Origin of the sequence: Streptomyces sp. TLI_171 (assembly GCF_003610255.1) — a bacterium.
Classification (GTDB): domain Bacteria; phylum Actinomycetota; class Actinomycetes; order Streptomycetales; family Streptomycetaceae; genus Kitasatospora.
Map to the genome: position 1 here is coordinate 5747679 of NZ_RAPS01000001.1, position 23043 is coordinate 5770721.

20 protein-coding genes are annotated in these 23043 nt (G+C 75.3%); 5 read left to right on the forward strand and 15 right to left on the reverse strand.

Going from position 1 to position 23043, the window contains the following annotated elements:
• Nucleotides 1-17 precede the first annotated feature (17 nt).
• The 14 genes from BX266_RS25905 to BX266_RS40925 form a co-directional block, all read right to left on the reverse strand.
• Nucleotides 18-3248 carry a non-ribosomal peptide synthetase gene (locus BX266_RS25905; protein ID WP_099903600.1) on the reverse strand — a complete coding sequence of 1077 codons (3231 nt, stop codon included), beginning with the start codon at nt 3246-3248 and terminating at the stop codon, nt 18-20.
• On the reverse strand, nt 3241-5037 hold the full coding sequence (locus BX266_RS25910; protein ID WP_099903602.1) for a condensation domain-containing protein: 1797 nt from the start codon (nt 5035-5037) through the stop codon (nt 3241-3243). The genes BX266_RS25905 and BX266_RS25910 overlap by 8 nt, the downstream gene beginning before the upstream one ends.
• Complete coding sequence (locus BX266_RS25915) at nt 5034-6365, reverse strand: 2-oxo acid dehydrogenase subunit E2 (RefSeq protein WP_099903604.1); 1332 nt, start codon at nt 6363-6365, stop codon at nt 5034-5036. The genes BX266_RS25910 and BX266_RS25915 overlap by 4 nt, the downstream gene beginning before the upstream one ends.
• A gap of 2 nt (nt 6366-6367) precedes the next feature.
• Nucleotides 6368-8392: an alpha-ketoacid dehydrogenase subunit alpha/beta gene (locus BX266_RS40130; protein ID WP_259464849.1), complete on the reverse strand. Its 2025-nt coding sequence runs from the start codon at nt 8390-8392 to the stop codon at nt 6368-6370.
• On the reverse strand, nt 8386-9786 hold the full coding sequence (locus BX266_RS25930; protein ID WP_099903606.1) for a glycosyltransferase family 4 protein: 1401 nt from the start codon (nt 9784-9786) through the stop codon (nt 8386-8388). The genes BX266_RS40130 and BX266_RS25930 overlap by 7 nt, the downstream gene beginning before the upstream one ends.
• Complete coding sequence (locus BX266_RS25935) at nt 9783-11324, reverse strand: nucleotide disphospho-sugar-binding domain-containing protein (protein ID WP_099903608.1); 1542 nt, start codon at nt 11322-11324, stop codon at nt 9783-9785. The genes BX266_RS25930 and BX266_RS25935 overlap by 4 nt, the downstream gene beginning before the upstream one ends.
• Nucleotides 11325-11331: 7 nt before the next feature.
• Nucleotides 11332-11655, reverse strand: a complete 324-nt coding sequence (locus BX266_RS38845; RefSeq protein ID WP_180290611.1) for an acyl carrier protein — start codon at nt 11653-11655, stop codon at nt 11332-11334.
• Nucleotides 11656-11910: 255 nt separating this feature from the next.
• The gene (locus BX266_RS25945) at nt 11911-12339 is read right to left on the reverse strand and encodes a hypothetical protein (RefSeq protein WP_099903613.1); all 429 of its coding nucleotides are present in this window, start codon (nt 12337-12339) and stop codon (nt 11911-11913) included.
• Nucleotides 12340-12731: 392 nt separating this feature from the next.
• Nucleotides 12732-12980: a hypothetical protein gene (locus BX266_RS25955; RefSeq protein ID WP_099903617.1), complete on the reverse strand. Its 249-nt coding sequence runs from the start codon at nt 12978-12980 to the stop codon at nt 12732-12734.
• Between the two features lie 225 nt (nt 12981-13205).
• Nucleotides 13206-13553 (reverse strand): DUF3099 domain-containing protein, encoded by a 348-nt coding sequence (locus BX266_RS25960; RefSeq protein WP_180290612.1) that lies wholly within the window; start codon nt 13551-13553, stop codon nt 13206-13208.
• Nucleotides 13554-13647: 94 nt separating this feature from the next.
• A complete protein-coding gene (locus tag BX266_RS25965) occupies nt 13648-14196 on the reverse strand; it encodes an RNA 2'-phosphotransferase (RefSeq protein WP_099903621.1) in 549 nt (182 codons plus the stop codon).
• 28 nt (nt 14197-14224) lie between these two features.
• Nucleotides 14225-15619 (reverse strand): metallopeptidase TldD-related protein, encoded by a 1395-nt coding sequence (locus BX266_RS25970; protein WP_180290613.1) that lies wholly within the window; start codon nt 15617-15619, stop codon nt 14225-14227.
• Nucleotides 15619-17145 (reverse strand): TldD/PmbA family protein, encoded by a 1527-nt coding sequence (locus BX266_RS25975; protein WP_099903623.1) that lies wholly within the window; start codon nt 17143-17145, stop codon nt 15619-15621. Before BX266_RS25975 ends, BX266_RS25970 begins: the two co-directional genes overlap by 1 nt.
• Nucleotides 17146-17283: 138 nt before the next feature.
• On the reverse strand, nt 17284-18414 hold the full coding sequence (locus BX266_RS40925) for an MBL fold metallo-hydrolase (protein WP_099903625.1): 1131 nt from the start codon (nt 18412-18414) through the stop codon (nt 17284-17286).
• Between the two features lie 243 nt (nt 18415-18657).
• Here BX266_RS40925 and fabG point away from each other — a divergent pair, with 243 nt between their 5' ends.
• Together fabG and fabI are read left to right on the forward strand one after the other, a co-directional pair.
• The gene (fabG, locus tag BX266_RS25985; protein ID WP_099903627.1) at nt 18658-19377 is read left to right on the forward strand and encodes a 3-oxoacyl-[acyl-carrier-protein] reductase; all 720 of its coding nucleotides are present in this window, start codon (nt 18658-18660) and stop codon (nt 19375-19377) included.
• A gap of 2 nt (nt 19378-19379) precedes the next feature.
• On the forward strand, nt 19380-20147 hold the full coding sequence (gene fabI / locus BX266_RS25990; RefSeq protein WP_099903629.1) for an enoyl-ACP reductase FabI: 768 nt from the start codon (nt 19380-19382) through the stop codon (nt 20145-20147).
• A 61-nt stretch (nt 20148-20208) separates the two neighbouring features.
• Here fabI and BX266_RS25995 read toward each other — a convergent pair whose 3' ends face one another.
• Entirely contained in the window at nt 20209-20880 is a 672-nt protein-coding gene (locus BX266_RS25995; RefSeq protein ID WP_099903631.1) for a FadR/GntR family transcriptional regulator, read from the reverse strand.
• Nucleotides 20881-20958: 78 nt separating this feature from the next.
• Here BX266_RS25995 and BX266_RS26000 point away from each other — a divergent pair, with 78 nt between their 5' ends.
• From BX266_RS26000 to BX266_RS26005, 3 genes are all read left to right on the forward strand, one after another.
• Nucleotides 20959-22227 carry an MFS transporter gene (locus tag BX266_RS26000; RefSeq protein ID WP_099903633.1) on the forward strand — a complete coding sequence of 423 codons (1269 nt, stop codon included), beginning with the start codon at nt 20959-20961 and terminating at the stop codon, nt 22225-22227.
• Between the two features lie 10 nt (nt 22228-22237).
• On the forward strand, nt 22238-22360 hold the full coding sequence (locus tag BX266_RS40140; RefSeq protein ID WP_259464851.1) for an SGM_5486 family transporter-associated protein: 123 nt from the start codon (nt 22238-22240) through the stop codon (nt 22358-22360).
• A gap of 100 nt (nt 22361-22460) precedes the next feature.
• A complete protein-coding gene (locus BX266_RS26005) occupies nt 22461-22988 on the forward strand; it encodes a histidine phosphatase family protein (protein WP_099903635.1) in 528 nt (175 codons plus the stop codon).
• Nucleotides 22989-23043 lie beyond the last annotated feature (55 nt).

A 23043-nucleotide genomic window follows, 5' to 3' on the forward strand; every position in this document is an offset into this window, starting at 1 on the left:
ATGCGGGTACGGGGGGGTCAAGCGGTGGGGACGGCCCCGTCGATCAGGGCCCGTACCTCGTCCTCGCTGAGCGCGTCGATCTCCGCCAGCAGCAGTTCCTCCACCGCGGCGGCGGTGCCGGCGACCGTCGGCGCGGTGAACAGCACCCGGACCGGCAGGTCGAGTTCCAGCGCTGTCCGGAGCCGGGCCAGCACCCGGACGGCCAGCAGCGAGTGGCCGCCGAGCGCGAAGAAGTCGTCGTGGACACCCACCCGGCCCTCGTCCAGGCCCAGCACCTCGGCCCACACCTCGGCGACCAGCTGCTCGGCGTCGGTGCGCGGCGCGGTGCGTTCCGCGGCCGCCGGTGCGGCCGCGCCGGCCGGGGCCGGCAGAGCGGCCCGGTCGAGCTTGCCGCGGACGGTCAGCGGCAGCCGGTCCAGCAGCACGCAGGCGTCCGGGACCAGGTGTGCGGGCAGCAGGGCGCGCAGGTGCTGCCGCAACTCCTCCGGCCGGAGGAGCTGTTCGGCCTCCGGGACCACCCAGGCCGTCAGGGTCTGCCGCCCGGCCTCGTCGGACAGGTCCACCACCGCCCGGGCGACGCCCGGGTGCCGCAGCAGCGCCGCCTCCACCTCGGCGGGCTCCACCCGGTGGCCGCGCACCTTGAGCTGACGGTCCAGGCGCCCCAGGAACTCCAGCGCACCGTCCGGGCGCAGCCGGGCCAGATCGCCCGTCCGGTACATCCGGCCGCCGGTGAACGGGTCCGGCACGAACCGGTCCGCCGTGAGCTCCGGGCGGCCCAGGTAGCCGTCCGCGAGACCGTCCCCGCCCAGCCAGAGCTCGCCCGGCACCCCGGGCGGCACCGGACGGCGGCCGTCGTCCAGCAGGTGGGCGACGGTGGCGGCGATCGGACGGCCGATGCCCGGGCGGGCCAGCGCGTCCGGCGCGCCGAGCCGGGCGGCGGTGGCGATCACCGTCGCCTCGGTCGGGCCGTAGGTGTTCCACAACTCGACCCGGTCGCCGAAGAGTTCGCGCCACACCGCGACCGCGTCGGCGGTCACCTGGTCGCCTCCCAGCACCACCGTGCGCAGCGCCGGCGGCCACGGTACGGCCGGGCCGGCCGCCACCAGCTCCTGCCAGTACGCGGTGGGCAGGTCGAGGACGGTGAGGGTGCGGCCCTGCGGACCGCCCAGCCAGTCCGGGAGTTCGGCGGACGGTACGGGCAGCAGCACCACCTCGGCGCCGTGGGAGAGCGCCGGGAAGATCTCCTCCACGTGGGTGTCGAACCCCGGCGACGCGAACTGCAACACCCGCTCGCCCGGCCCCAGCCCGTACGCCGACCCCATCCACCGCACCCGCGCCAGCAGCGCCCGATGCGACACCGCCACCGCCTTCGGCTCCCCGGTCGACCCGGAGGTGAACAGCACATAGGCCGGGTCGGCGGGGGAGGGCGAAGCAGGGCTGAACGGCTGGGCCGGAGGGAGGTGGTGGAGGGTGGCCGGGGCGGGGGCGGGGGCGGGTTCGAGGAACGCGGTGGGGAGGCCGGTGTCGGTGGGGGTGGTGTGCGGGGTGGTGAGGACGGCGGTGGCGCCGGCGGTGTGCAGCATGGAGCGGAGGCGGGCGGCCGGGAGGGCGGGGTCGAGCGGCAGGTAGGCGCAGCCGGCCAGCAGGATGCCGAGCATGCCGGTGACGAGTTCGGCGGAGCGCGGGCCGTACAGCCCCACCGGGGTGCGCGGGAGCGCTCCCACTTCGCGGACGGCGGCTGCCGCGCGGTGCGACTCGGCGAGCAACTCGCGGTAGTTGAAGGTCCGTTCGCCGTCCCGCAGGGCGATCGCGTCGGGCGTGCGGGCGCCCTGTCGGAGCAGCAGGTCGAGCACCGTCTCCGGGTCGTCGAGTACCCCCGGCGGGCCGGACAGCGGGGCGCCGTCCTCACCGGGGGCCAGCAGCGACAGTTCGCCGAGCGGGAGTTCGGGCCGGGCGAGGGCATGGCGGGCCAGGACCGGCAGGCGGTCGAGCAGGGCCTGCGCGGTGCCGGCGTCCAGCACCGCGGGGTCGTACGCCAGGACCAGGTGCAGGGCGCCGCCGGCGTCCGGCCAGGCGTCCAGTGCGGTGTCGAAGGGCGTCGGCGCGGGTGCGCCCGGCAGCGCCTCGACGCGCAGCGGGCCGGTGTCGGCGGGGGCGGCTCCTGCGGCGGACTCGGTGTGCAGGTTGAACCAGTGCCGGAACAACTGCCGCTGGCCCTCCGCGCGCGCCGTGCCGAGGGCGCCGAGCAGCCGCTCGTACGGCACCTGGGGGTGCGAGAGGGCGCCGGTGACCGTGGTGCGGGTGCGGTCCAGCAGGGCGGCGAAACCGCCCTGGCCACCGAGGTCGGCGCGCAGCGGGAGGACGGCCGTGAAGCAGCCCACCAGGTGCTCGTCGGCGCGGCGTTCGCGGCCGGCCGTGGGCGTGCCGACCACCAGGTCGTGCTGGCCGGTGTGCCGGGCCACCAGCAGTTGGTAGAGCGCCAGCCAGGCCATGAACGGGGTGCACGAGCGCTGCCGGGCGAAGGCTTCGAGCGCGGCCGCCGCCGCGGAGTCCACCTCGGCGCGCACCCAGTGCGCCCGGCCGTCGGCAGCCGGCCCCGGCAGCGGCGCGGTGCCCGGCGGCAGGCCCCGGCCGGGCGGGGCGGCGAGTTCGGCCGCCCAGTGGGCGGCCGCCCGGTCCGCGGCGGGGCCCTCCGCGCGGGCCCGCTGCCACATCACGTGGTCGCCGAACCCGCCGGGCAACGGCGGCAGTTGCGGCAGCCGCCCGGCCGCCGTCGCGCCGTACGCGGCGAGCAGCTCGTCCAGCAGCAGCCGGATCGACCAGCCGTCCGACACCAGGTGGTGCGCCGCGAGCAGCAGCAGGTGCGTGGACTCGCCGGTCCGGTACAGCCCGACCCGCAGCAGCGGCCCGTGCTCCAGCGCGTACGGCTGCCCGCCGAGGTGCTCGGCCAGCCGGACCGCGGCGGCCTCCGGGTCGGCCTCGGACCGCAGGTCGTGCAGCGCCACCGGGACCCGCGCCCCGTCGTCGACCCGCTGTACGGGCGCGCCGTCGACCTCCGCGAAGGAGGTCCGCAGCGGCTCGTGCCGGGCGATCACCAGGTCGAGGGCCCGGCGGAACGCGGCCGGGTCGAGCGGGCCGGTCAGGCGGCGCAGGGTGACCAGGTTCTCCGACACGTCCGCCGGGTCCAGGTGCTGCAGGAACCACATCCGCTGCTGACCCGGCGTCAGCGGGTACTCGCGGTCAGACATGCTGGTGCTCCTCGGTGAGACGGGCCAGGACCGCGCCGAAGCCGGCCGGGGTGGGGGAGTCGAAGAATGCCGAGGCCGGCACGTCCACGCCGAACTGCTCGGTGATCCGGGCGGCGATCCGCACCACGGCGAGCGAGTCCCCGCCGAGCGCGAACAGGTCGTCCTGTTCGCCGATCCCGTCCCGGCCGAGCACCTCGCCCCACAAGGCGCGCAACTCCGTGACCGGACCGGGCAGTTCGGCTCGCCGGGGGCCCGGGGTGCGGGGCCCGGGCGGGGCGGCCGCGTTCGGGGCGGCGGCCGACCGCCACGGCTCGGCGGTCCGGACGGTGCTCAGCGCGGCGTCCGGCCGTTCGGAGAGCAGCGTCAGCAACTCGACCAGGGCGTCCGCGAACCCCGCCACCGCCGACCGGGCGAACCGGTCGCACGGGTAGGTCAGCACCAGTTCCGCCAGCTCCGGGCCCACGCCCGCCGCCAGCACCAGGTCGTACCCGGTGGCGTCGACCTCCTGCCCCCACGGCGCGGAGTCCAGGCCCGGGCCCCAGCCCGACTCCGGGCCGCCCGCCACCGCGACGCCGTCCGCGCGCTCCACGAACAGCACCTGGAACAGCGGATGCACGCCCGGCGCACGGCGCGGGGCCGCCGCCGAGACGATCCGGTCGAACGGCGCGGCCTGCGCCAGCCCCGCCGCCAGGGCCTCCCGCACCCGGGGCGCGAACGCCCGGAAGGCCGGATCGTCCGCCAGCGACACCCGCAGCGGCAGCAGCTCGGTGAAACAGCCCACCACGGCGTCCAGTTCGGGATGCGGGCGGCCGCCCGACACCACGCCCACGGTGACCTCCCGACGGCCCGCGCAGCGCGCCAGCAGCACCAGGAACCCGGCCAGCAGCACCGTGTGCCCGGTCAGCCGGGCCCCCTCGCCGACCGGCCGCAGCCGCTCCACCACGCCGGCCGGGAACCGCACCGCGACGGTCGCCGCCCGCCGCCCCGGCCGCGCGCCGGGCTGCGGACGGTCGAGGCCGAGCTCCAGCACCGGCGGCGCGCCGTCCAGCAGGTGCCGCCAGTAGGCCAGCCGCTCGGGCAGCACCCGGTCCAGGCGCTCCCGCGACCAGACCGCGTAGTCCGCGTACTGCGGCCCGTCACCTGCGGGGCCGCGGCCTGCGCGCTCGTGGCCCGCGGGGCCGTCGGCGGCGGTCGCCGGGCCGGTGCGGTACGCCGTCGCGAGCTCGGCGGTCAGCAGGCCGACCGAGCGGGCGTCCGCCGCGATGTGGTGGCACACCAGCAGCAGCCGGTGCCGGTCCGGAGCCAGCCGCAGCACGGTCAGCCGCAGCAGCGGCCCGACCGCCAGGTCGAACGGGTGGCTGCCGGCCTCCACGGCGAGCGCGGCCGCCAACGGCTCGCGCTCCGACTCCGGCGCGTACGCCAGGTCCAGCACGTCCAGCAGCCCGGCGGCCTGACGGTCCGTCATCGGCCGCTCGGGGAGCAGCTGGACCGGCTCGCCGTCGACCTCCGCGTAACGGGTCCGCAGCACCGGGTGCCGGTCGACCACCGCCGCCAGCGCGGCCGCCAGCCGGTCCAGGTCCAGCGGTCCGTCCAGCGCCAGCCCCGCCGTCACCGGCGGTGCGGCGGACGGCCCGCCGATCCGGTCCGCCAGCCAGACCCGGCGCTGCTCGGCGGAACAGGCCACCGGGCGCCCGTCCCTGGGCAGCCGCCGCACGCCCCGGCCGGTCGCGGCCTGCCGGCGGGCCGCCAGCAGCCGGGCAGCCAGCACCCGGCGGTCGGGGGCGCTCACAGCTCCTCCCCGGCCAGCCGGCGCGGAGCCTCCAGCAGTGCCTTCACGCCCGTCAGCAGGGCCACCACCTGACGACCGTTCAGCAGCCGGTGGTCGAACGCCGCACCCAGGTGCACCAGGCTGCGCACCCGGAACCCGGTGCCGTCCGGGTCGGGCAGCACGGCGGTGCGCGGCGCCGCCAGCGACAGCGCGCACGCCTGCCCGGGGAACACCACCGGCAGCGCCAGCGCCACGCCCGGATCGGTGTGCAGGGTCAGCGTGATGTTCGCGCCCTGCAGCTCCCGGTCGCGGAACGCGCCGCGCAGCGCCGCCATCCGGTACCGCATCAGGGCCCGCGACAGCTCGCCCAGGGTGGACCGGTCGGCGTCGTGCAGGACCGGCACGAACAGGCCCGCTCCCAGGTCGAAGGTCACCCCGATGTGCGCGCCGGGCAGCAGCCGGCTGCCGGTGCCGTCCGCGGTCAGGGACGCGAAACAGGCCGGGTCGCTCTCCCGGCGGGTGGCCAGCGCGGCCAGGGTCAGTTCCGCCAGGCCGACCAGGGTGCCGGCCGCGGCCGCGAGGTCGCGCCCGGCGGCGAGCGCCTCGGTGACGTCGACCTCCACGGCGGTGAACGCCGCGGGCACCTCGCGGTGCGAGGCCGTAACGGTCGCCGCCACCGCCCGCTGATTGCGCGTCAGCGGGGTCGTCACCGTCCCCGGCGGGTCGTCCTGCGCCGGGGTGCTCCGGGCCGGGTTGCCGTGGGCGGGGTTGCCGTGTGTCGGGCCGCCCTGAACCGAGTTGTCCTGCGTGGGGGCGCTGTGTGGGGGCTTGTCCTGCGGAGGGTCGGTCTGCGGAGTGTCGCCGGTGGCGGGCCCGGCCGTGCGGGTCGCGGCCAGGCGGTCCACCTCCGCGCGGCGGACCACCGGCACGTCCAGCGCCAGCGCCTCCGCCTCGGGGATGCCCAGCTCGGCGAGCCGGGCCCGGGCCGGGCCGGTCAGGACCGGGCCCGTGCTGCCCGGGGAGGTCGGCGCGGGGCCCCCGCCGGCCGGAGCGGCGCCCGGCCCGGCGCCCTCCCGCTCGACGGGCGCCCCGCGCCGGGCCGCGTCCAGTGACGCGGCGTCAGGGTGCAGCCGGGCGAGCAGCGTACCCGGGGCGCACTCGCGGCCCGCCGGGACCAGCAGCTCGGCCAGGCCGCCGCACGGCGCGGCCAGCTCCTCGACCGCCTTCGAGGTCTCCACCTCCAGCAGCGGCTCGCCCTCGGCGACCTTGCCGCCGTCCGGCACCAGCCACCCCAGCAGGGTGTACGACGCGTCGTTGGTGTTGACCTTCGGCATCCGGTACTCGGTCACCGTCACCGCTCCTCCCCGTGCTCCACCAGCGCGCGGACCGCCCGCCGGATGTCCTCGTCCCGGACGAAGACCTCGTCCTCCAGGTGCGGCGCCGCCGGAACCGGCCGGTCCGCCGCCGTCAGCACCCGCACCGGCGCCCGCAGCACCGACCACAGCCGGGTGTGCAGCGCCTGCGCGACCTCCGTGCCCCAGCCCGCGCCGGGCGTGCCGTCCTCCACCACGACCACCGCCGGGGCGTCCCCGCACAACTCCGCCAGCCGGTCCGCGTCCAGCGGGAACAGCCGGGCCGGGACCAGCAGGCGCACGCACAGCTCGTCCTCCAGCAGCAGCGTCCGCAGGGCCGCCACCGCCCGCCCGGACAGCCCGCCCGGGGCGATCACCACCGCGTCCGGCCGCTCCACGCCCGGCGGGCCGACCACCGCCGGACCGGTCGCCGAGCCGTCCAGCCGGAACCGCAGCACCTCGTCCACCACGCCGCCGTTGAACCGGCGCTCGGTGTACAGCACCTTGTCCTCGAACAGCACCGACGGGGTGCCGGTGGACAGCGCGTGCCGGAGCAGCGGCACCGCGTCGTGGAACGGGCTCAGCTCGTACAGGTCGAGGTCCGGGACCCCCATCAGGTGCTTCTGCGGGCTCTGGCTGTGGGTCGCCCCGTAGCCGCGCCGCCCGCCCACCGGGCAGCGCACCAGCAGCGGCACCGGCACCCGGCGGCCGTACATCGCCACCGACTTGGCGGCGAAGTTGACCAGCTGGTCGAAGGCCAGCGTGACGAAGTCGCCGAACATCATCTCGACCACCGCGCGGTCCCCCGACAGCGCCAGGCCCGCGCCCACACCGGTGATCGCGCCCTCGCTGAGCGGCGTGGACCGCACCCGGTCGCCGAACCGGGTCGACAGCCCGCGGGTCACCTTGAACGCGCCGCCGTACGGGTCCGACACGTCCTCGCCCAGCAGGTGCACCGACTCGTCGGCGGCCAGCAGCGCGTGCAGCGCCCGGTTCAGGTTCTCCGCCACCCGCTCGGGCGCCGGCGGTTCCGCAGCCGCCTCCGCGGGCGGTTCCGGCACCGGTCGGCGCGGCGGCGGGCCGGCGACCGCGGCCCGGCCGTCCGACGGGCCGCGCCCGGTCACCTCGGCGACCAGCGCCTCGACCAGCGCCGCCTGTTCGGCGTCCCGGGCCGCGAACCGCTGCTCCGACGCGCCCGCCCGGCGGCGGTACCAGTCCCGCTCCCGAAGGGCCGTCAGCTCCGCGGCGGACCGGGTGTCGTCGCCCTTGCTGTGCGGCCCCAGCCGCGGCACGTCCAGCTCCACCACCAGCGGGCCGCCGCCCGCCCGGACCCGCGCCAGCAGCGGCGCCAGCTCCGACCTCAGCTCCGGCACGTCGGTGCTCGCCGAGAAGTGGTGGGCCACGCCGAACGCCGCCGCCCGGTCCCGCACCGTGCCCGCGAGCTGACGGTCCGTCGGGGTGGACTGCGCGATGCCGTTGTGCTCCACCACCACGACCAGCGGCAGCCGCCACAGCGCGGCCAGGTTCAGCGCCTCGTACACCGCGCCCTCGCCCCAGGTGCCGTCGCCGATGAAGGCCAGCGCCAGCGCCCCCGCACCGTCCCGGGCCCGCCGGAGCGCCGCGCCGACCGCCACCGGCAGGCTCTCGCCCTGCACCCCCGTCGACAGGAAGTTCCCCGCGAAGACGTGCTGGCTACCGCCGGTGCCGCCGCAGACCGCGCCCTGACGGCCCATCACCTCGGCCAGCAGTCCCGCCGCGTCGCCCGTCAGCGCGAGGTAGTGGCCGTGCCCGCGGTGGTTGCTGAACACCATGTCCTCGGCCCGCAGCAGCGGCGCCAGCGCCACCGGCACGTACTCCTGCCCCAGGCAGGTGTGCGTGGTGCCGCTGACCAGGCCCTCGCCGAACAGGCGCAGCAGCGCCAGCTCGACGTGCCGGATCAGCAGCAGCGCCGCCAGGTCCTCGTCGGTCGGGCCGTCCGGCACCCGGTCGACGGCGGGCGCGGGACGGGACGGGGAGTTCAGCACGGCGGACGCTCCTCGGCGGCGTGGGTGGCGGGGACGGCGGCGCGGCCGCGAGCCGCGGCCCGGCGGGCGGCGAGCAGCCGCAGCGCGGCGGCCCGGTCCGGGGACAGCGGGTTCCGGGCGGTCCCGGTCTCGGTCCCGGCCCCGGCCCCGGTCTCGGTCCCGGTCATGGGGTGGGGCCGCGGCTCAGGACCGGGATCGAGGGCGGGAGCGGGGGCGGGCAGCGGCTCGGCCAGGTAGCGCTCGAACTCGTCCGGGTCGAGGCCGGCGACGAACGCCAGCGCGGCGGCCCGGGAGTCCGCGGCCTGCCGCTCGTAGTGCGCGCGGTCGGTCAGCAGCGCGGTCAGCGCCTCCTGCCACGGGCCGAGCTCCTGGGCGGCCACCACCGGGGCGGGACGGGCCGCCCCCGGCTCCCGCCGGTACGCGGTGACCGGCCGCACCGGAAGCGAACCGGGCACCCCGAGCTTCGCCTCGACCAGGCCGCCGACCGCCGACGCCAGCACCGGCACGCCCCGCAGCATCGCCTCCACGCAGGTGTACCCGAAGGTCTCGTCCCACAGCGAGGGCATCAGCAGCACTCCCGTGCGGGCCAGCACCTCGTCGATGTCGTCCACCGGCGGCACCACCTCGACGTTCGCCCGGCGCGCCAGCTCGGCCCGCTCGGCGCGGTCCGCACCCCAGGTCACCACCGCCAGGAACGACCCCTCCGGCAGCGCGTCCGCCAATCCGAGGAAGATCGAAATCCCCTTGTACGCACACGGGTTGACCATCGTCACCGCACCCCGCCCGAACCGTCCCGCCACCGCGAACGGCCCGTCCCCGTACACCTGCGGCCGCACCACCCGCGCCCGCAACCCCGCGTGCTCCGCCACGTACGCGCGCGCGGCCTCGCTCACCGCGACCAGCCCCGCCGCCCGCCGCACCATCCGGGTACCGGCCGCACTCGGATGGAACGCACCCGGCCCGAACGGCAGTTGCTGGATCGTGTGCACCAGGTACACCACCCGGTCCGGGGTAGCCGCCAGCGCCGCACTCAGCACCACGTGCCCCGGATCGTCGCCCGGGACCAGCGTCCGGTCCGGGCGCAGTTCGGCCGCCACGCTGCGGATCCGTCCCGGCAGCCGTGACGCCCCGCGGACCGCGTGCACCGTCACACCCCGGTACGTGTAGACCACCGCCTCCGGGCCGTCCTCGACCACTGTCGCCCCGCGCCCGGTCAACGCCGCCACCGCCTGCTCCGCGCCACCGTCCACCGTGGCCAGCGCCCCGCTCAGCGGGCCGACCACCGTGCAGTCGTGGCCGCGCGCGGCCAGCCGCTCCATCAGCAGCCGGTTGGAGCGGTTGGCTCCGCCGTGCGACGGCAGATGGATCAGATTCTGGGCCAGCAGGATCCTCACCGGGCCTCCTCGGGTGCGCGGTCGGGGCGGGCGGGGGTCGCTCCGCGACCGGTGCGGCCCGGCCCGGGCGGGGTGCTCTCGGGCGGGGTGGGGGCCAGGCGGTGTCGGAGGCGTTCGCGGAGGTCGGCGCGGGCGGTGGGGGGCAGGTTGCGCAGGCGGTCATGGATCGGGGCGGGGGTGGCGATCGAGGTGGTGGGGCGGGTCAGCAGGGCGGCGAGGCGGGTGGCCGCGAGGTCGAGGCCGGAGACCGGATCGCCGGCGACGGCGGCGGCCCGGGCGCGGTACCCGTGGTCGTTCGCGGCCGCGGTGATCGCCGCCGCGAGCTCCGGGCCGTACCAGCGGTCCGCCGGTACGGTGCGGGCCAGGCCGAGAGCGGTCAGACGGGCCGCGTTGTCGGGGCGGTCCACGCCGTCCGCCATCAGCACCTGTGGCGTGCCGGCGGCCAACACCCGCGCCAGCGTGCCGATTCCGCCGTGGTGCACCACCGCGGCGGCCCGCGGCACGGCCCGCGCGAAGTCCAGCCCCGGCGACCAGCGGACGTTGGCGGGCAACACGGCGGGCAGCAGGTCCCGGTGCCGGACGACCAGCACGGTGGGCAGCCCGGCCCGCTCGACGGCCGCCAGCAACGCGGGGTAGTAGTCAGCGGCCAACATCCGCCCCGTCCCCCCGGTCGCCAGCACCGGCCGCACATCCGCCCCGAACGCCCCGCCGAACACGCCCTCGGCAGCGGCGGAACGACGGTCGCCTGACGCGAGGTCACCGACGGCGGCGGGAGCGGGGGCTGCGGGTGATGCCTCGGCGCGCTGCGGTGCGTCGGTGGGCTGCGTGCCCATGTCGCCGTCGCCGGTCCCGCCGGGAGCGGCAGGGGGCGGCGTGGCGCCCAGGGCGGGGGCGCTGCTGTCGGCGAGGGGGAAGCCGGTGAGGGTGGTGCGGGGTGGGGCAGGAGTGGCGGCGGCGTCGAACCAGGCGGGCCAGAGGGCGAGTTCGGCGTCGGCGGTGGTGAACCAGGTGCGCCAGTTCGGGATCGGGGGGAGGCCCAGGTCGGTGCGGACGGCGTGCAGGCCGGTGGCGAGCTCGGTGCCGTAGAGGTAGGCGGCGACGGGGACGGCCAGCAGTTGGGTGGGGGAGAGGGCGACCCAGGCGGCGGGGGCGTCGAGGAGTTCGGCGGCGAACCGGACGGAGACGGCCGAGGTGTGCCGGCCGACCAGGACGGTCTCGCCGGGGGAGTGCAGGCGGATCAGGGTCCGGCACTCGGCGGCGATCTGCTCGAACAGGCCGTTGTCGCGGTAGAAGCGGGCCCAGCCGGCCCGGTGCGGGGCGGCGTGCAGCAGGTGCGGGGTGTCGGCCAGGACGCGCTCGAACTCGGCTTCGTCGTCGATGGGTTCGAAGCCCAGCCCGGCCGCCGTCGCGGCGGCGCGGTACGGGGCGTGGGTGAGCAGCACGGCCCGGTGGCCGGCCCGGACGAGGGCGGCGCCGAGGCCGACGAACGGGAGCACGTCGCCGTCGCTGCCGTGGGTGACCAGCAGGAACAGGGCCATCGCCGGGCTACGACCCCTCGGCCAGCAGCGCGCGGATCTCTTCGTCGCTGAGCTGGTCCAGTTCGGCTGTGAGCGCGTCGAGTTCGGCTTCGTCGGCGTGTTCCAGCAGGAGCCGTTCGACGGTCGCGGCGGCGCCGGTGACGGTGAAGCCGTCGGTGAACAGCCGGTCCAGCGGCAGTTCCACGCCGAAGGCGTCGTGGATGCCGGCCAGGAAGTGCACCAGGGCGAGCGAGGTGCCGCCGGCGTCGAAGAAGTCGGTGTCGGGGGTGGGCGGCGGGGCGCCCACCGAGTCGGTCCAGATCCGGGCCACGCTCTCGGCGATCTCGCTCACCGGCCGGCCCCCGTCCGCACGTCGGCGGGGGCGGTGGCACCGCTGCGGGCGGACGAGGCGTGCATGGCTGATCTCCCGTTGGCATGGTGGGGCCCGGCCGCCGCGTCCCGCCGGGTGGGCGTGCGGGGACGCCCGGTGGCGGGGGCCGGTCCGAGGAAGGTGGGCGCCGACGAGAGTATGGGAGCGCTCCCATTTCTTGCGGAACGCGTGCTCTCTTCTCGGGCGCCGCCATTCCAGCAGCGGGCCGATGCGGTGTCAATGGATCGGGCGAGTACGGTCGGGCCCGCCACCAGCACGTTTGGACATGGTCATGCCGCAAGACGGGGGAGGGGCGTCGCAGTCCGGACGCGGGTTCCCGATCTTCGGGACGACGGCCGGGTCGAGCGGGTCAGGGCAGCAGTTCGAGGGCCTCCTGTTCGGTGAAGGCGTCCAGGGCGACGTCCACCACGGGGGGCGCAGCCGGGCCCGGTCGCGTTCGGCGAGCTCGTCGCGTCCGGCCAGCACGATGACCACCTCCAGCGGGAGGTCGCTGTACGCGCCGTCGATCAACTCACGCGGCCAGCCGTCCAGGAACAGGGCCACCCAGGGGGCCGGGCCGGGTTCGCAGAGGCGCCCGAGTTCGGTGACGACCGCCCGGCCGAGGAGGGCGAGTTCGGTGTCGCCGGCGGGCCGGCGGCGGCGCATCGCGCTGAACGGCCGGTCGGTGCTCCGGGCGAGGGTCTCGGGGGTGGTGAACGCGTCCGCGCCGGGGGGCGAGGGTGTTGGCGGCGCCGAGCGCGGCCTGGGCGACCATCCGGGCGGGCAGCGAAGGCAGGTCGGCGTCGTCCTGGGGCGCGGTCCGGGCCCGCCGGTACTGCTCCAGGGCCTTGTCGAACTCCCGGAACGGGCCGGTCTGTTCGGCGAGTGCGGCCAGTGCGGTGTCCATGTCCTGGACGTCGGCCTCGTCGATCAGGGCGGTGCGGGCGCCGGCCCGGCGGGCGGTCTGCCGCCACTGCGCGAGCAGCGTGGACTTGCCGACGCCGGCCGGGTCGGGGTTCTTGGTGCTCGACCGCGACGCTACCGGGGGCAGGGCCGGCTCATCCGGCGAACGGCTCGGTCTCCTTGAGGAAGCCGCGGACGGCGAGGAACTGGCTGAGCGAGTCGCGGTGGGTGTCGCAGGCGAGCCAGGTCTTGCGGCGGTCGGGGGTGTGAAGCTTGGGGTTGTTCCACAGCAGGGACCAGGTGGCGGGTTGGCGGCAGCCCTTGGCGGAGCACTTCGGGGGGCCGTCCGGGGTGTCCTGGCCGCCGGCGGGGGCGCCGAAGAGCGGGTGCGCGGGGGTGTCCATGGGAACGATCCTATGCCCGGGCATGACGACGCCGGGCAGCCACGGGGGGAGCTGCCCGGCGTCGGTCTGTCGCTCCGACGGGGGATGCGGAGCGCTAAGGAAGTATGGCACGGTCTCGGGGGCGTGGGTGCGTCTGTCCGATGATTAATTTGAGGATCGTCTGAGCTTTCAGCTGGTCATATCGCCCCAAGAACGCCCATATCGGACAGTCGGTTTGAGGGATCCTCAATCCTGCGGACGCTTCTCCGCGGCCCCGCCGCCGCCGGTGCCGCCCGGCCCCAGCATCAACGGGGTGTCGGGTGCGAAGGCGAAGGTCGAGGGCAGGCCGGGGGCGCGCTCCCGCCCCGCGTTGGCGATCAGCACCGCGAAGTACGGCAGCAGCACACCGGCGGCCAGCGCGGCGAAGGCCAGCCAGCGCTCGATGTCCCAGAGGATCACGGCGAGCAGCACGCAGGCGGTGCGGATCAGCATCGAGATCACGTAGCGGCGCTGCCGGCCCCGGACGTCCTCGGTGAGGCTGCTGCGGGCCCCGGTGATCCGGAAGACCTGGTCGTCGTCCGCGCTCTTGGGCATGTCCCACTCCATCCTCGGGTCGCTTCCGGCACCCACCGACGACCACGGTAACCCCGCTGACGCCGGGCCGACCCACCCGGGGTCGGCGCGGCGGTCAGTCCGTCCGGCGCAGGTACTGGACCGGCACCGCGTCGGTCAGCCAGACGCCGTTCGCGGACACCCGGAACTCGTGGCCCGCGGCGGCCATCGCGGCCGCGTCGACCTCCAGCACCACCGGCCGGCCGTGTCGGGAGCCGACCTTGACGGCCGTCTCGGTGTCGGCCGACAGGTGCACGTCCTGCCTGGCCATCGGGCGCAGGCCCTCGGCCAGGATGTACCGCAGGTTGCGGTCCGCGGTGCCGTGGAACAGCACCTCGGGCGGGACGGCGGCGGGCAGGCCGAGGTCCACCTCGACGGTGTGGCCCTGGCTGGCCCGGATCGAGCGGCCGTCCTCGGAGTAGGCGAAGCGGCGCTTGTTGTTGGTGGCCACCACGTGGTCCAGCTCGGCCCGGGTCAGCGGGCGGCCGTGCCGGCCGAGCGCGGCGAGCAGGGTGTCGATCGCCACCCAGCCCGCCGCGTCCAGGGTGACCCCGACGGAGCCCGGGTCGTGTCGCAGGACGCGGGAGAGCATCTTCGACGTCTTGACGGTGCGTTTCTCGTCCATCAGGGCCCCCAGGGGTGGTGACGGCCGGTCAGGAAGCCTGACTGACCGAGCTCATGTTGAAGTCGGCCACCCGGACCGGCGGCATCGCCGCCCGGGTGAACCAGTCGCCCCACTCGCGGGGCAGGCAGCGTTCGGTGCGGCCCACTTCGGTGATCCGGCCGAGCAGGTCGACCGGCGACTCGTTGAAGCGGAAGTTGTTGACGGCGCCGACCACTTCGCCGTTCTCCACCAGGTAGACGCCGTCCCGGGTGAGGCCGGTGAGCAGCAGGGTGGCCGGGTCGACCTCGCGGATGTACCAGAGGCAGGTGAGCAGCAGGCCGCGCTCGGTGCGGGCGACCATCTCCTCCAGGGTCGGCGCGCCCGGGGCGGAGGTCTCCAGCACCAGGTTGTCGATCGGCGGGGTGAGCGGCAGCTCCGCCAGGCCCGCGGAGTGCCGGGTGGTCAGCAGGTTGGCGAGCCGCCCCTCGCGCAGCCAGTCGGTGGCGGACAGCGGCGCGCCGTTGTCGAACACCGAGTCGTTCTCCCCGGAGGAGTGCGAGAGCACGAACGGCGCGGCCTCCAGGCCCGGCTCGGCCGGGTCCGACCGCAGGGTCAGCGGCAGCGGGCTGAGCTGTTCGCCGATCCGGGTGCCGCCGCCCGCCCTGGAGAACACCGACCGGCCCTCGACCGCGTCCCGCGCGCCGGCGGACCAGGACAGGTACACCATCAGGTCGGCGACGGCGGACGGCGGCAGGATCGTCTCGTACCGCCCGGCCGGCAGGTCGAGCCGCTTGCGGCCCCAGCCGAGCCGGCGGGTCAGGTCGGTGTGCAGGGCCGTCACGTCGACGTCCGCGAAGTCCCGGGTGGCCGCGCCGGCCCAGGCGGAGCCGGACAGGTCGGCGGTCTTGGCGTTCAGCTCGACGGTGCCGGTGGGCTGGTCGTGCCGCAGCCGCAGGCCGGTGGAGCTGCCCAGGTAGGAGGAGGTGCGCTCGTGCCGGGCGAAGCCGTACAGCAGCTCGCCGTTCGCCCGGGCCCGGGCGAAGGCCTCGCCGAGGGCGGGCGCGAGGGCCGAGAACACCGAGATGTCGGTGGTCTCGGGGGCCTCGGTGAAGCGCGGGTCGGCGGCCCGGCCGGCGATCAGCGGCTGCGCGTCCTCGGCCGGTTCGGCGGCCCGGGCGGCGGCCTCGGCGGCCCGCACCAGCTGCTCCACCTCGTCGAGCGTGACGGCCTCCTGGGCGACCACGCCGGAGGCGGTGCCGGTGGCGCCGTCCACCGTGGCGATCACGGTGAGCCGGCGGCCGCGGGTCACGCCGTTGGTGGTCAGGCCGTTGCCGGCCCAGCGCAGGTTGGCGGTGGACTCCTCGTCGGCGATCACCACGCAGCCGTCGGCGCGGGACAGTTCGAGGGCGCGTTCCACCAGCTCGTGGGGGTGCGTGAGGGACATCAGTGACCCGCCTCCTGCTGGGTGTTGAGCACGTTGACCTGACGGAACAGCGCGGACGGGCAGCCGTGGCTGACCGCGGCGACCTGGCCCGGCTGGGCCTTGCCGCAGTTGAAGGCCCCGCCGAGCACGTACGTCTGCGGGCCGCCGACGGCGCTCATCGAGCCCCAGAAGTCGGTGGTGGTGGCCTGGTAGGCGAAGTCCTTGACCTGGCCGGCGAGTTCGCCGCCCCGGATGGCGTAGGCGCGCTGCCCGGTGAACTGGAAGTTGTACCGCTGCATGTCGATCGACCAGGAGCGGTCGCCGACGATGTACAGCCCGTTCTCCACCTGGGAGACCAGGCCGGAGGTGTCCGGCCCGCCGGCGGCCGGCTGCAGCGAGACGTTGGCCATCCGCTGCACCGGGACGTGCGCCGGGGAGTCCGCGTAGGCGCAGCCGTTGGAGCGGTCGAAGCCCTTCAACCGGGCCATCGGGCGGTCGAGTTGGTACCCGACCAGGACGCCGTCGCGGATCAGGTCCCAGGACTGGGTGGCCACGCCCTCGTCGTCGTACCCGATGGTGGCCAGGCCGTGCTCGGCCGTCCGGTCGCCCGTGACGTGCATCAGCTCGGAGCCGTACTTCAGGCTGCCCAGCTGGTCGAAGGTGGCGAACGAGGTGCCCGCGTAGGCGGCCTCGTAGCCGAGCGCCCGGTCCAGCTCGGTGGCGTGGCCGATCGACTCGTGGATGGTCAGCCACAGGTTGGACGGGTCGATCACCAGGTCGTAGCGGCCCGCGGCGACGCTCGGCGCGCGCATCTTCTGCGCCAGCAGCTCGGGCAGCTCGGCCAGCTCGGCGTCCCAGTCCCAGCCCGTGCCGCGCAGGTACTCCCAGCCGCGGCCGGCCGGCGGCGCGATGGTGCGCATCGAGTCGAACGCGCCCGTCCGCTCGTCCACACTGGTGGCCTCCAGCCACGGGTGCAGGCGCACCCGCTGCTGCGTCGTCACGGTGCCCGCGGTGTCCGCGTAGAACTTGTTCTCCTGCACCGTCAGCACCGCCGCCGACACGTGCGAGACGCCGTCCGCCGCCAGCAGCCGGGAGGACCACTCGGCGAGCAGGCCGGTCTTCTCGGCGTCCGGCACCTCGAACGGGTTCAGCTCGTACCCGGACACCCACTCGGCGTCCGCGTACACCGGCTCCGGGGCCAGCTCCACCCGCTCGTCGGAGCCCGCCGCCCGGCTGATCCCGCCCGCCAGCCGGGCCACCGCCACCGCCTGCTCGGCCACCGCGACCGCGGCCTGCGGCGTCAGGTCCACCCCCGCGGCGAACCCCCACGCGCCGTCCAGCAGCACCCGGACGGCGAAGCCCAGCTGCACCGTGTCCGAGGACCCGGCCGGCCGGGCGTCCCGCAGCCGCCAGGACGCCGAACGGACCCGCTCCAGGCGGAAGTCGGCGTGCGAGACGCCCAACTGGCGGGCCCGCGACAGCGCGGCGTCCGCCAGCGGGCGCAACGGGTAGGAGAGGAACTGAGGGTCCAGCGCGGAGGGGGGCATCGGGCTCCCTGGGTCGAGGGTCGGGGTGCGGCGGGCCGCCCCCGGGCCGAGGGCACACCCGCTCGCATCATCCCCGGCCCGCAGGCGTACGGCCAGCAAATAATCGCCGCGCCACGCTGACGACCCGTCAGCTCCGCGCTAGGCCAGCGCCTCCCACCAGCCGTCCAGCTCCGGCGGGTTGGCCACCTCCACCCGCTGCCCCGGGCGCGGCACCGCCAACGGCACCCCCTGCGCCTTCGCCTCCGCCAGCAGCCGCTCCACCGGCTCCGCCCAGCGGTGCGGCGCCAGGTTGAAGGTGCACCAGTGGATCGGCAGCAGCAGACCGCCGCGCAGCTCCAGGTGCGCCCGCACCGCCTCCTCCGGGTTCAGGTGGATGTCGGCCCAGGCGGCGTCGTACGCGCCGATCGCCATCAGCGCCGCGTCGAACGGACCGTGCTCCTCGCCGATCCGGGCGAAGCCCTCGAAGTAGCCGGAGTCACCGGTGAAGAACACCTTCCGCTCCGGACCCGCCACCACCCAGGAACCCCACAGCGTGGTGTTCCGGGTGAAGCTCCGGCCGGAGAAGTGGTGCGCGGCCGTCAGCGTCAGCGTCAGGTCGCCGAGCGTGCACGTCTCGTCCCAGTCCAGCTCGATGATCCGGTGCTCCGGCACGCCCCAGCGGCGCAGGTGCCCGCCGATGCCCAGCGGCACCGCGAACGGCGCCGACTGCAGGGTCATCAGCCGCCGCACCGTCGCCATGTCCAGGTGGTCGTAGTGGTCGTGCGAGATCAGCACCGCGTCCACCTGCGGCAGCGCCGCCAGCTCCAGCGGCACCGGGTGCAGCCGCTTCGGACCGGCCAGGTGCGAGGGCGAGCAGCGGTCCGACCAGATCGGGTCCACCAGCACCCGGCAGCCGTCCAGCTCCAGCAGCGCCGACGCGTGGCCGAACCAGGTCACCGCCACTCCCTCGGCCGCGGTCGCCGGGACCTCCGGCACCGCCAGCGGGATCGCCTCGGCCGGCAGCCGGCCGTCCTTCTCGAACAGCATCCGGCGCAGCGTTCCGCCGTCCGGCATCCCCGGCGCCGTGTGCGCCACCTCGGACGGCGCGTTGTGGAACACCCCGTCCCGGTACTGCGGGGACATCCGCATCCGCGGGTCCTGCGGGTCCGGCCGGCGCCCGAACTGGGCCGGCAGCTCGCGCAGCGCCCACGCCGCCGCACCCGCCACCGCCAGCGCCGCCACCGCCGTCAGCGCCCGGCGGCCCGTCCGGCCAGGGTCTGCACCACTCATCGCGTCCGCTCCGATCGGCTCGCTTCCACCGGCGCCCCGGACTCTCCGGAACGCCTCCGGGGCAACGCCCGCCATCCGCCCGGCGTTCCCCGGCGCACCCCGAACACCCATTGTCGGGATACGACAGTTCTCACCGGATGTGCCTGTCGGAGGCCGCTTCGCCCGACCTCGCACCCTACCGATAGCGTCACAGGTGGCTACGCGTGCGGTTTCGCACGTGCACATCGAGAGAGAGGTGGACCGTTGAGCCGCTCGGTACTGGTCACCGGAGGTAACCGGGGCATCGGCCTGGCAATCGCCCAGAGCTTCGCCGAGGCGGGCGACAAGGTCGCCATCACCAGCCGCAACGGCGAGGTCCCTGCGGAACTCGCCAAGTACGACGTCCTCGCCGTCCGCGCCGACATCACCGACGCCGAGCAGGTCGACGCCGCCTTCACCGAGATCGAGGCCGCGCACGGCCCGGTCGAGGTCCTGGTCGCCAACGCCGGCATCACCAAGGACACCCTGCTGCTGCGGATGTCGGAGGACGACTTCACCTCCGTGCTGGACACCAACCTCACCGGCACCTTCCGGGTGATCAAGCGCGCCGCCGCGAAGCTGCTGCGCGCCCGGAAGGGCAGCATCGTGCTGATCTCCTCCGTCGTCGGCCTCAGCGGCTCGGCCGGGCAGGCCAACTACGCCGCCTCCAAGGCCGGCCTGGTCGGCCTGGCCCGCTCGCTCGCCCGCGAGTTCGGCCCGCGCAACATCACCGTCAACGTGGTGGCGCCCGGCTTCGTCGACACCGACATGACCGCGGTGCTCAGCGACGAGCGCCGCAAGGAGATCGTCTCCGACGTCCCGCTGGGCCGTTACGCCGCCCCCGCCGAGATCGCCTCGGCCGTGCGGTTCCTGGCCTCCGAGGAGGCCGCGTACATCACTGGAGCCGTCATTCCCGTGGACGGCGGATTGGGCATGGGGAACTGACCATGACTGGAATTCTCGAAGGCAAGCGCATCCTGATCACCGGTGTGCTGATGGAGTCCTCCATCGCCTTCCACACCGCGAAGCTCGCCCAGGAGCAGGGCGCGGAGATCATCCTCACCGCCTTCCCGCGGCCCAGCCTCACCGAGCGCATCGCCAAGAAGCTCCCCAAGCCCGTCAAGGTCCTGGAACTCGACGTCTCCAGCGCCGAGCAGCTGGCCGGCATCGCCGACCAGGTCCGCGAGCACCTCCCGACCCTGGACGGCGTCGTCCACTCCATCGGCTTCGCGCCGCAGGACGCGCTCGGCGGCAACTTCCTCGACACCCCGTGGGAGTCCGTCGCCACCGCGATGCAGGTCTCCGCGTACTCGCTGAAGTCGCTCACCACGGCGCTGCTCCCGCTGATGCAGGACGGCGGCTCGGTGGTCGGCCTGACCTTCGACGCACAGTTCGCCTGGCCGCAGTACGACTGGATGGGCCCGGCCAAGGCCGCCCTGGAGTCGACCAACCGGTACCTCGCCCGCTACCTCGGCGAGCGCGACATCCGGTGCAACCTGATCTCCGCGGGGCCGATCGGGTCGATGGCCGCTAAGTCGATCCCCGGCTTCTCGGACCTCGCCGCCACCTGGGAGACCCGCTCCCCGCTCAAGTGGGACCTGTCGGACCCGGAGCCGGCGGGGCGCGGCGTGGTCGCGCTGCTGAGCGACTGGTTCCCGAAGACGACCGGCGAGATCATCCACGTCGACGGTGGGCTGCACGCCATCGGCGCCTGACGGCACGCGGGGCCCGGGACGCGGAGGCTCGCGTCCCGGGCCTCCGGCGTGTTCCCGCTCGTCAGCTCTTCGTCTTGCAGAAGCCGATGGCGCGGCCCGCCTCGTCGGCGGCCTTCTCGGCGTCGCCCGCGCGGATGGCGTCGAGGATCGCGGTGTGCGGGACCCAGCGGTGGGGGAGCAGGGCGGGGCCGACGTCGTGGCGGAGGTGGGCGCGGAGGACTTCGCCGAGGTCGGCGTAGACGGCGGCGAGGACGTCGTTGTGGGCGGCCGCCACGACGGCCTGGTGGAAGGCGGCGTCGGCCTGGATGAAGTCCTCGGGGTCGCCGGCGTGCCAGGCGGCGTCGCGGCGTTCCAGGGCCGCGGCGAGCAGTTCGAGGTCGCGCGGGGTGCGGCGGAGGGCAGCGAAGCCGGCGGCGGAGGTCTCCAGGGTGGCGCGGAGTTCGGCCACCTGGTCCTGGTCGGCGTCGGCGAAGCGGCGGTGCATGACGCCGGCGAGCTCGCTGGTGGCGAGCACGTAGGTGCCGGAGCCCTGGCGGATGTCGAGCAGCCCGTTGTGGGCGAGGGCGCGGACGGCCTCGCGGACGGTGTTGCGGGCGACGCCGAGCTGGTCGACGAGCTCGGCCTCGGTGGGGATGCGTGATCCCACCGGCCACTCGCCGGAGGTGATCTGGGCCCGGAGCTGAGCGATCACCTGGTCGGCGAGCGGGGTGCGGCGAGTGGTCGACAGCGCCAAGGTCGGGCTCCTTCTGTGGTCAAGGTCATCAGAATACCCGGATGCGGTAAGTCATCCCATGATTCTATGATTGCGCCCATGTCTACCGCAGCAGAGCACTCCGCCACCGGAACCGAGAGCCGCCCGGCCCCCGCGACACCCGCGCCTCCCGCGGTCCGCGCCGGCGGGGCCGTGCTGCTCGCCGTCGCGGTGGCCGCCGCCGCGGTCAACCTGCGGCCGGTGGTGACCAGTCTTGGCGCGCTGCTCGACCCGGTCCGCGAGGGCCTGGGCATGAGCGCCACCATGGCGGGCCTGCTCGCCGCGGTGCCGCCGCTGTGCTTCGCGGTGCTGGGCGTCGCCGCGCCGGGCCTGGCCCGCCGGCTGGGCCCGATCACGGTGGTGACGGCCGCCATCGGCGCGATCGCCGCGGGCGTGCTGGCCCGCTCGTTCACCGGCTCGGCCGTGGTGTTCCTGCTGCTGACGGCGCTGGCGCTGGCCGGGGTGGCGCTGGCCAACGTGCTGCTGCCGGTGGTGATCAAGCGGTACTTCCCGGACCGGGTGGCCCCGATGATCGGCCTGTACTCGATGGCGCTGTCGGTGGGCACCGCGCTGGCCGCCGCGACCACCGTGCCGCTGACCGACGCGCTGGGCGGCAGCTGGCGGATCGGCCTGGGGGTGTGGGGCCTGCTGGCGGTGGCCGCCCTGGTGCTGTGGCTGACGGTGGTGTTCCTGCGGCGGGAGAAGGGCGCCGGGTCGGCCGGGGCGGCGGCCGTGCAGGCGAAGCTGCCGATCCTGCGCAGCCGCACCGCGTGGGCGCTGGCCGCGTTCTTCGGCCTGCAGTCCACCAGCGCGTACAGCGCGATGGGCTGGCTGCCGAAGATCTACCACGACGCCGGCGTCTCGGAGGAGGCGTCCGGGGTGCTGCTGGCCGTGGTGATGGCGGTCAGCGTGCCGGTGTCCTTCCTGCTGCCGAACCTGGCGGCGCGCCGCGGCGACCAGCGGCTGTACGTGGTGGTGCTCGGCCTGTGCGGGATCGCCGGCTTCCTCGGGCTGATGCTCGCCGCCGGGACGGTGCCGTGGCTGTGGGCGGTCCTGGTGGGCCTGTCGATGTGCGCGTTCCCGCTGGCGCTGACCATGCTCGGCCTGCGGGCCCGCACCCCCGGCGGGGTGACCCAGCTGTCGGCGTTCGCGCAGAGCCTGGGCTACCTGATCTCCATCCCGGGCCCGATCCTGATGGGCGCGCTCTACCAGAGCACCGGCCAGTGGTACCTGCCGCTGGGCCTGCTGGCGCTGCTGCTGGTGCCGCAGATGCTGGTCGGCCTGCGGGCGGCCAGGGCCCGGCACATCGAGGACGAGGCCGTGGTCTAGGCTCGTCGGCATGCCAGTACTCGACCCGAACCCGCAGAACGGCCAGAAGAAGCTGTTGCAGATGCTCGGCCTGATCGCCGGCATCGTGGTGGTGATCTCGATCCTCGCGGTGGTCGCGAACAACATGGGCTGACCCGCCCGCACGTGCGGGCCCGGGGCAGTCGCCACCCCTGCGGGTGGCAGCTTCCCGGAGCACGCGACCGGGCGGCGGTTTTCTGCGAAGCTCTAGGGGTATGAGCGCCGACACTCCTCGTAGGATCATCGTTCTCCGCCACGCCCGGGCCGACTGGCCCAACCAGGTCAGCGACCACGACCGCCCGCTCGCCGACCGCGGGCGCGGCCAGGCGTCCGACGCGGGCCGCTGGCTGGCGGACTCCCGGGTCAACCCGGACCACGTGCTGTGCTCCACCGCCCTGCGCACCCGGGAGACCTGGAAGCTGGTCGCCCACGAGTTGCCCAAGCGGCCCCGGAAGACGGTCTACGAGGACCGGGTGTACGAGGCCCAGCCCGGCCAGCTGATCGAGGTCATCCAGGAGACCCCGGACGACCACCACGACCTGCTGCTGATCGGCCACAACCCGGGCGTGCTCGGCCTGACCCAGGTGCTGGCCGGCGACGAGGGCGACGTGGAGGCGCTCAACCGGCTGCGGCTGAACGGCTTCCCGCCGGCCGCGGTGGCGGTGCTCAGCCTGGACGGCCCGTGGAAGCTGGTCGAGCCCGGCGTGGCCCGGCTGGACTCGTACTTCATGCCGCAGGACTGAACCGGCGTCCGGCAAGCGGAAGGGGCGGGGTCCGTCGCGGACCCCGCCCCTTCCG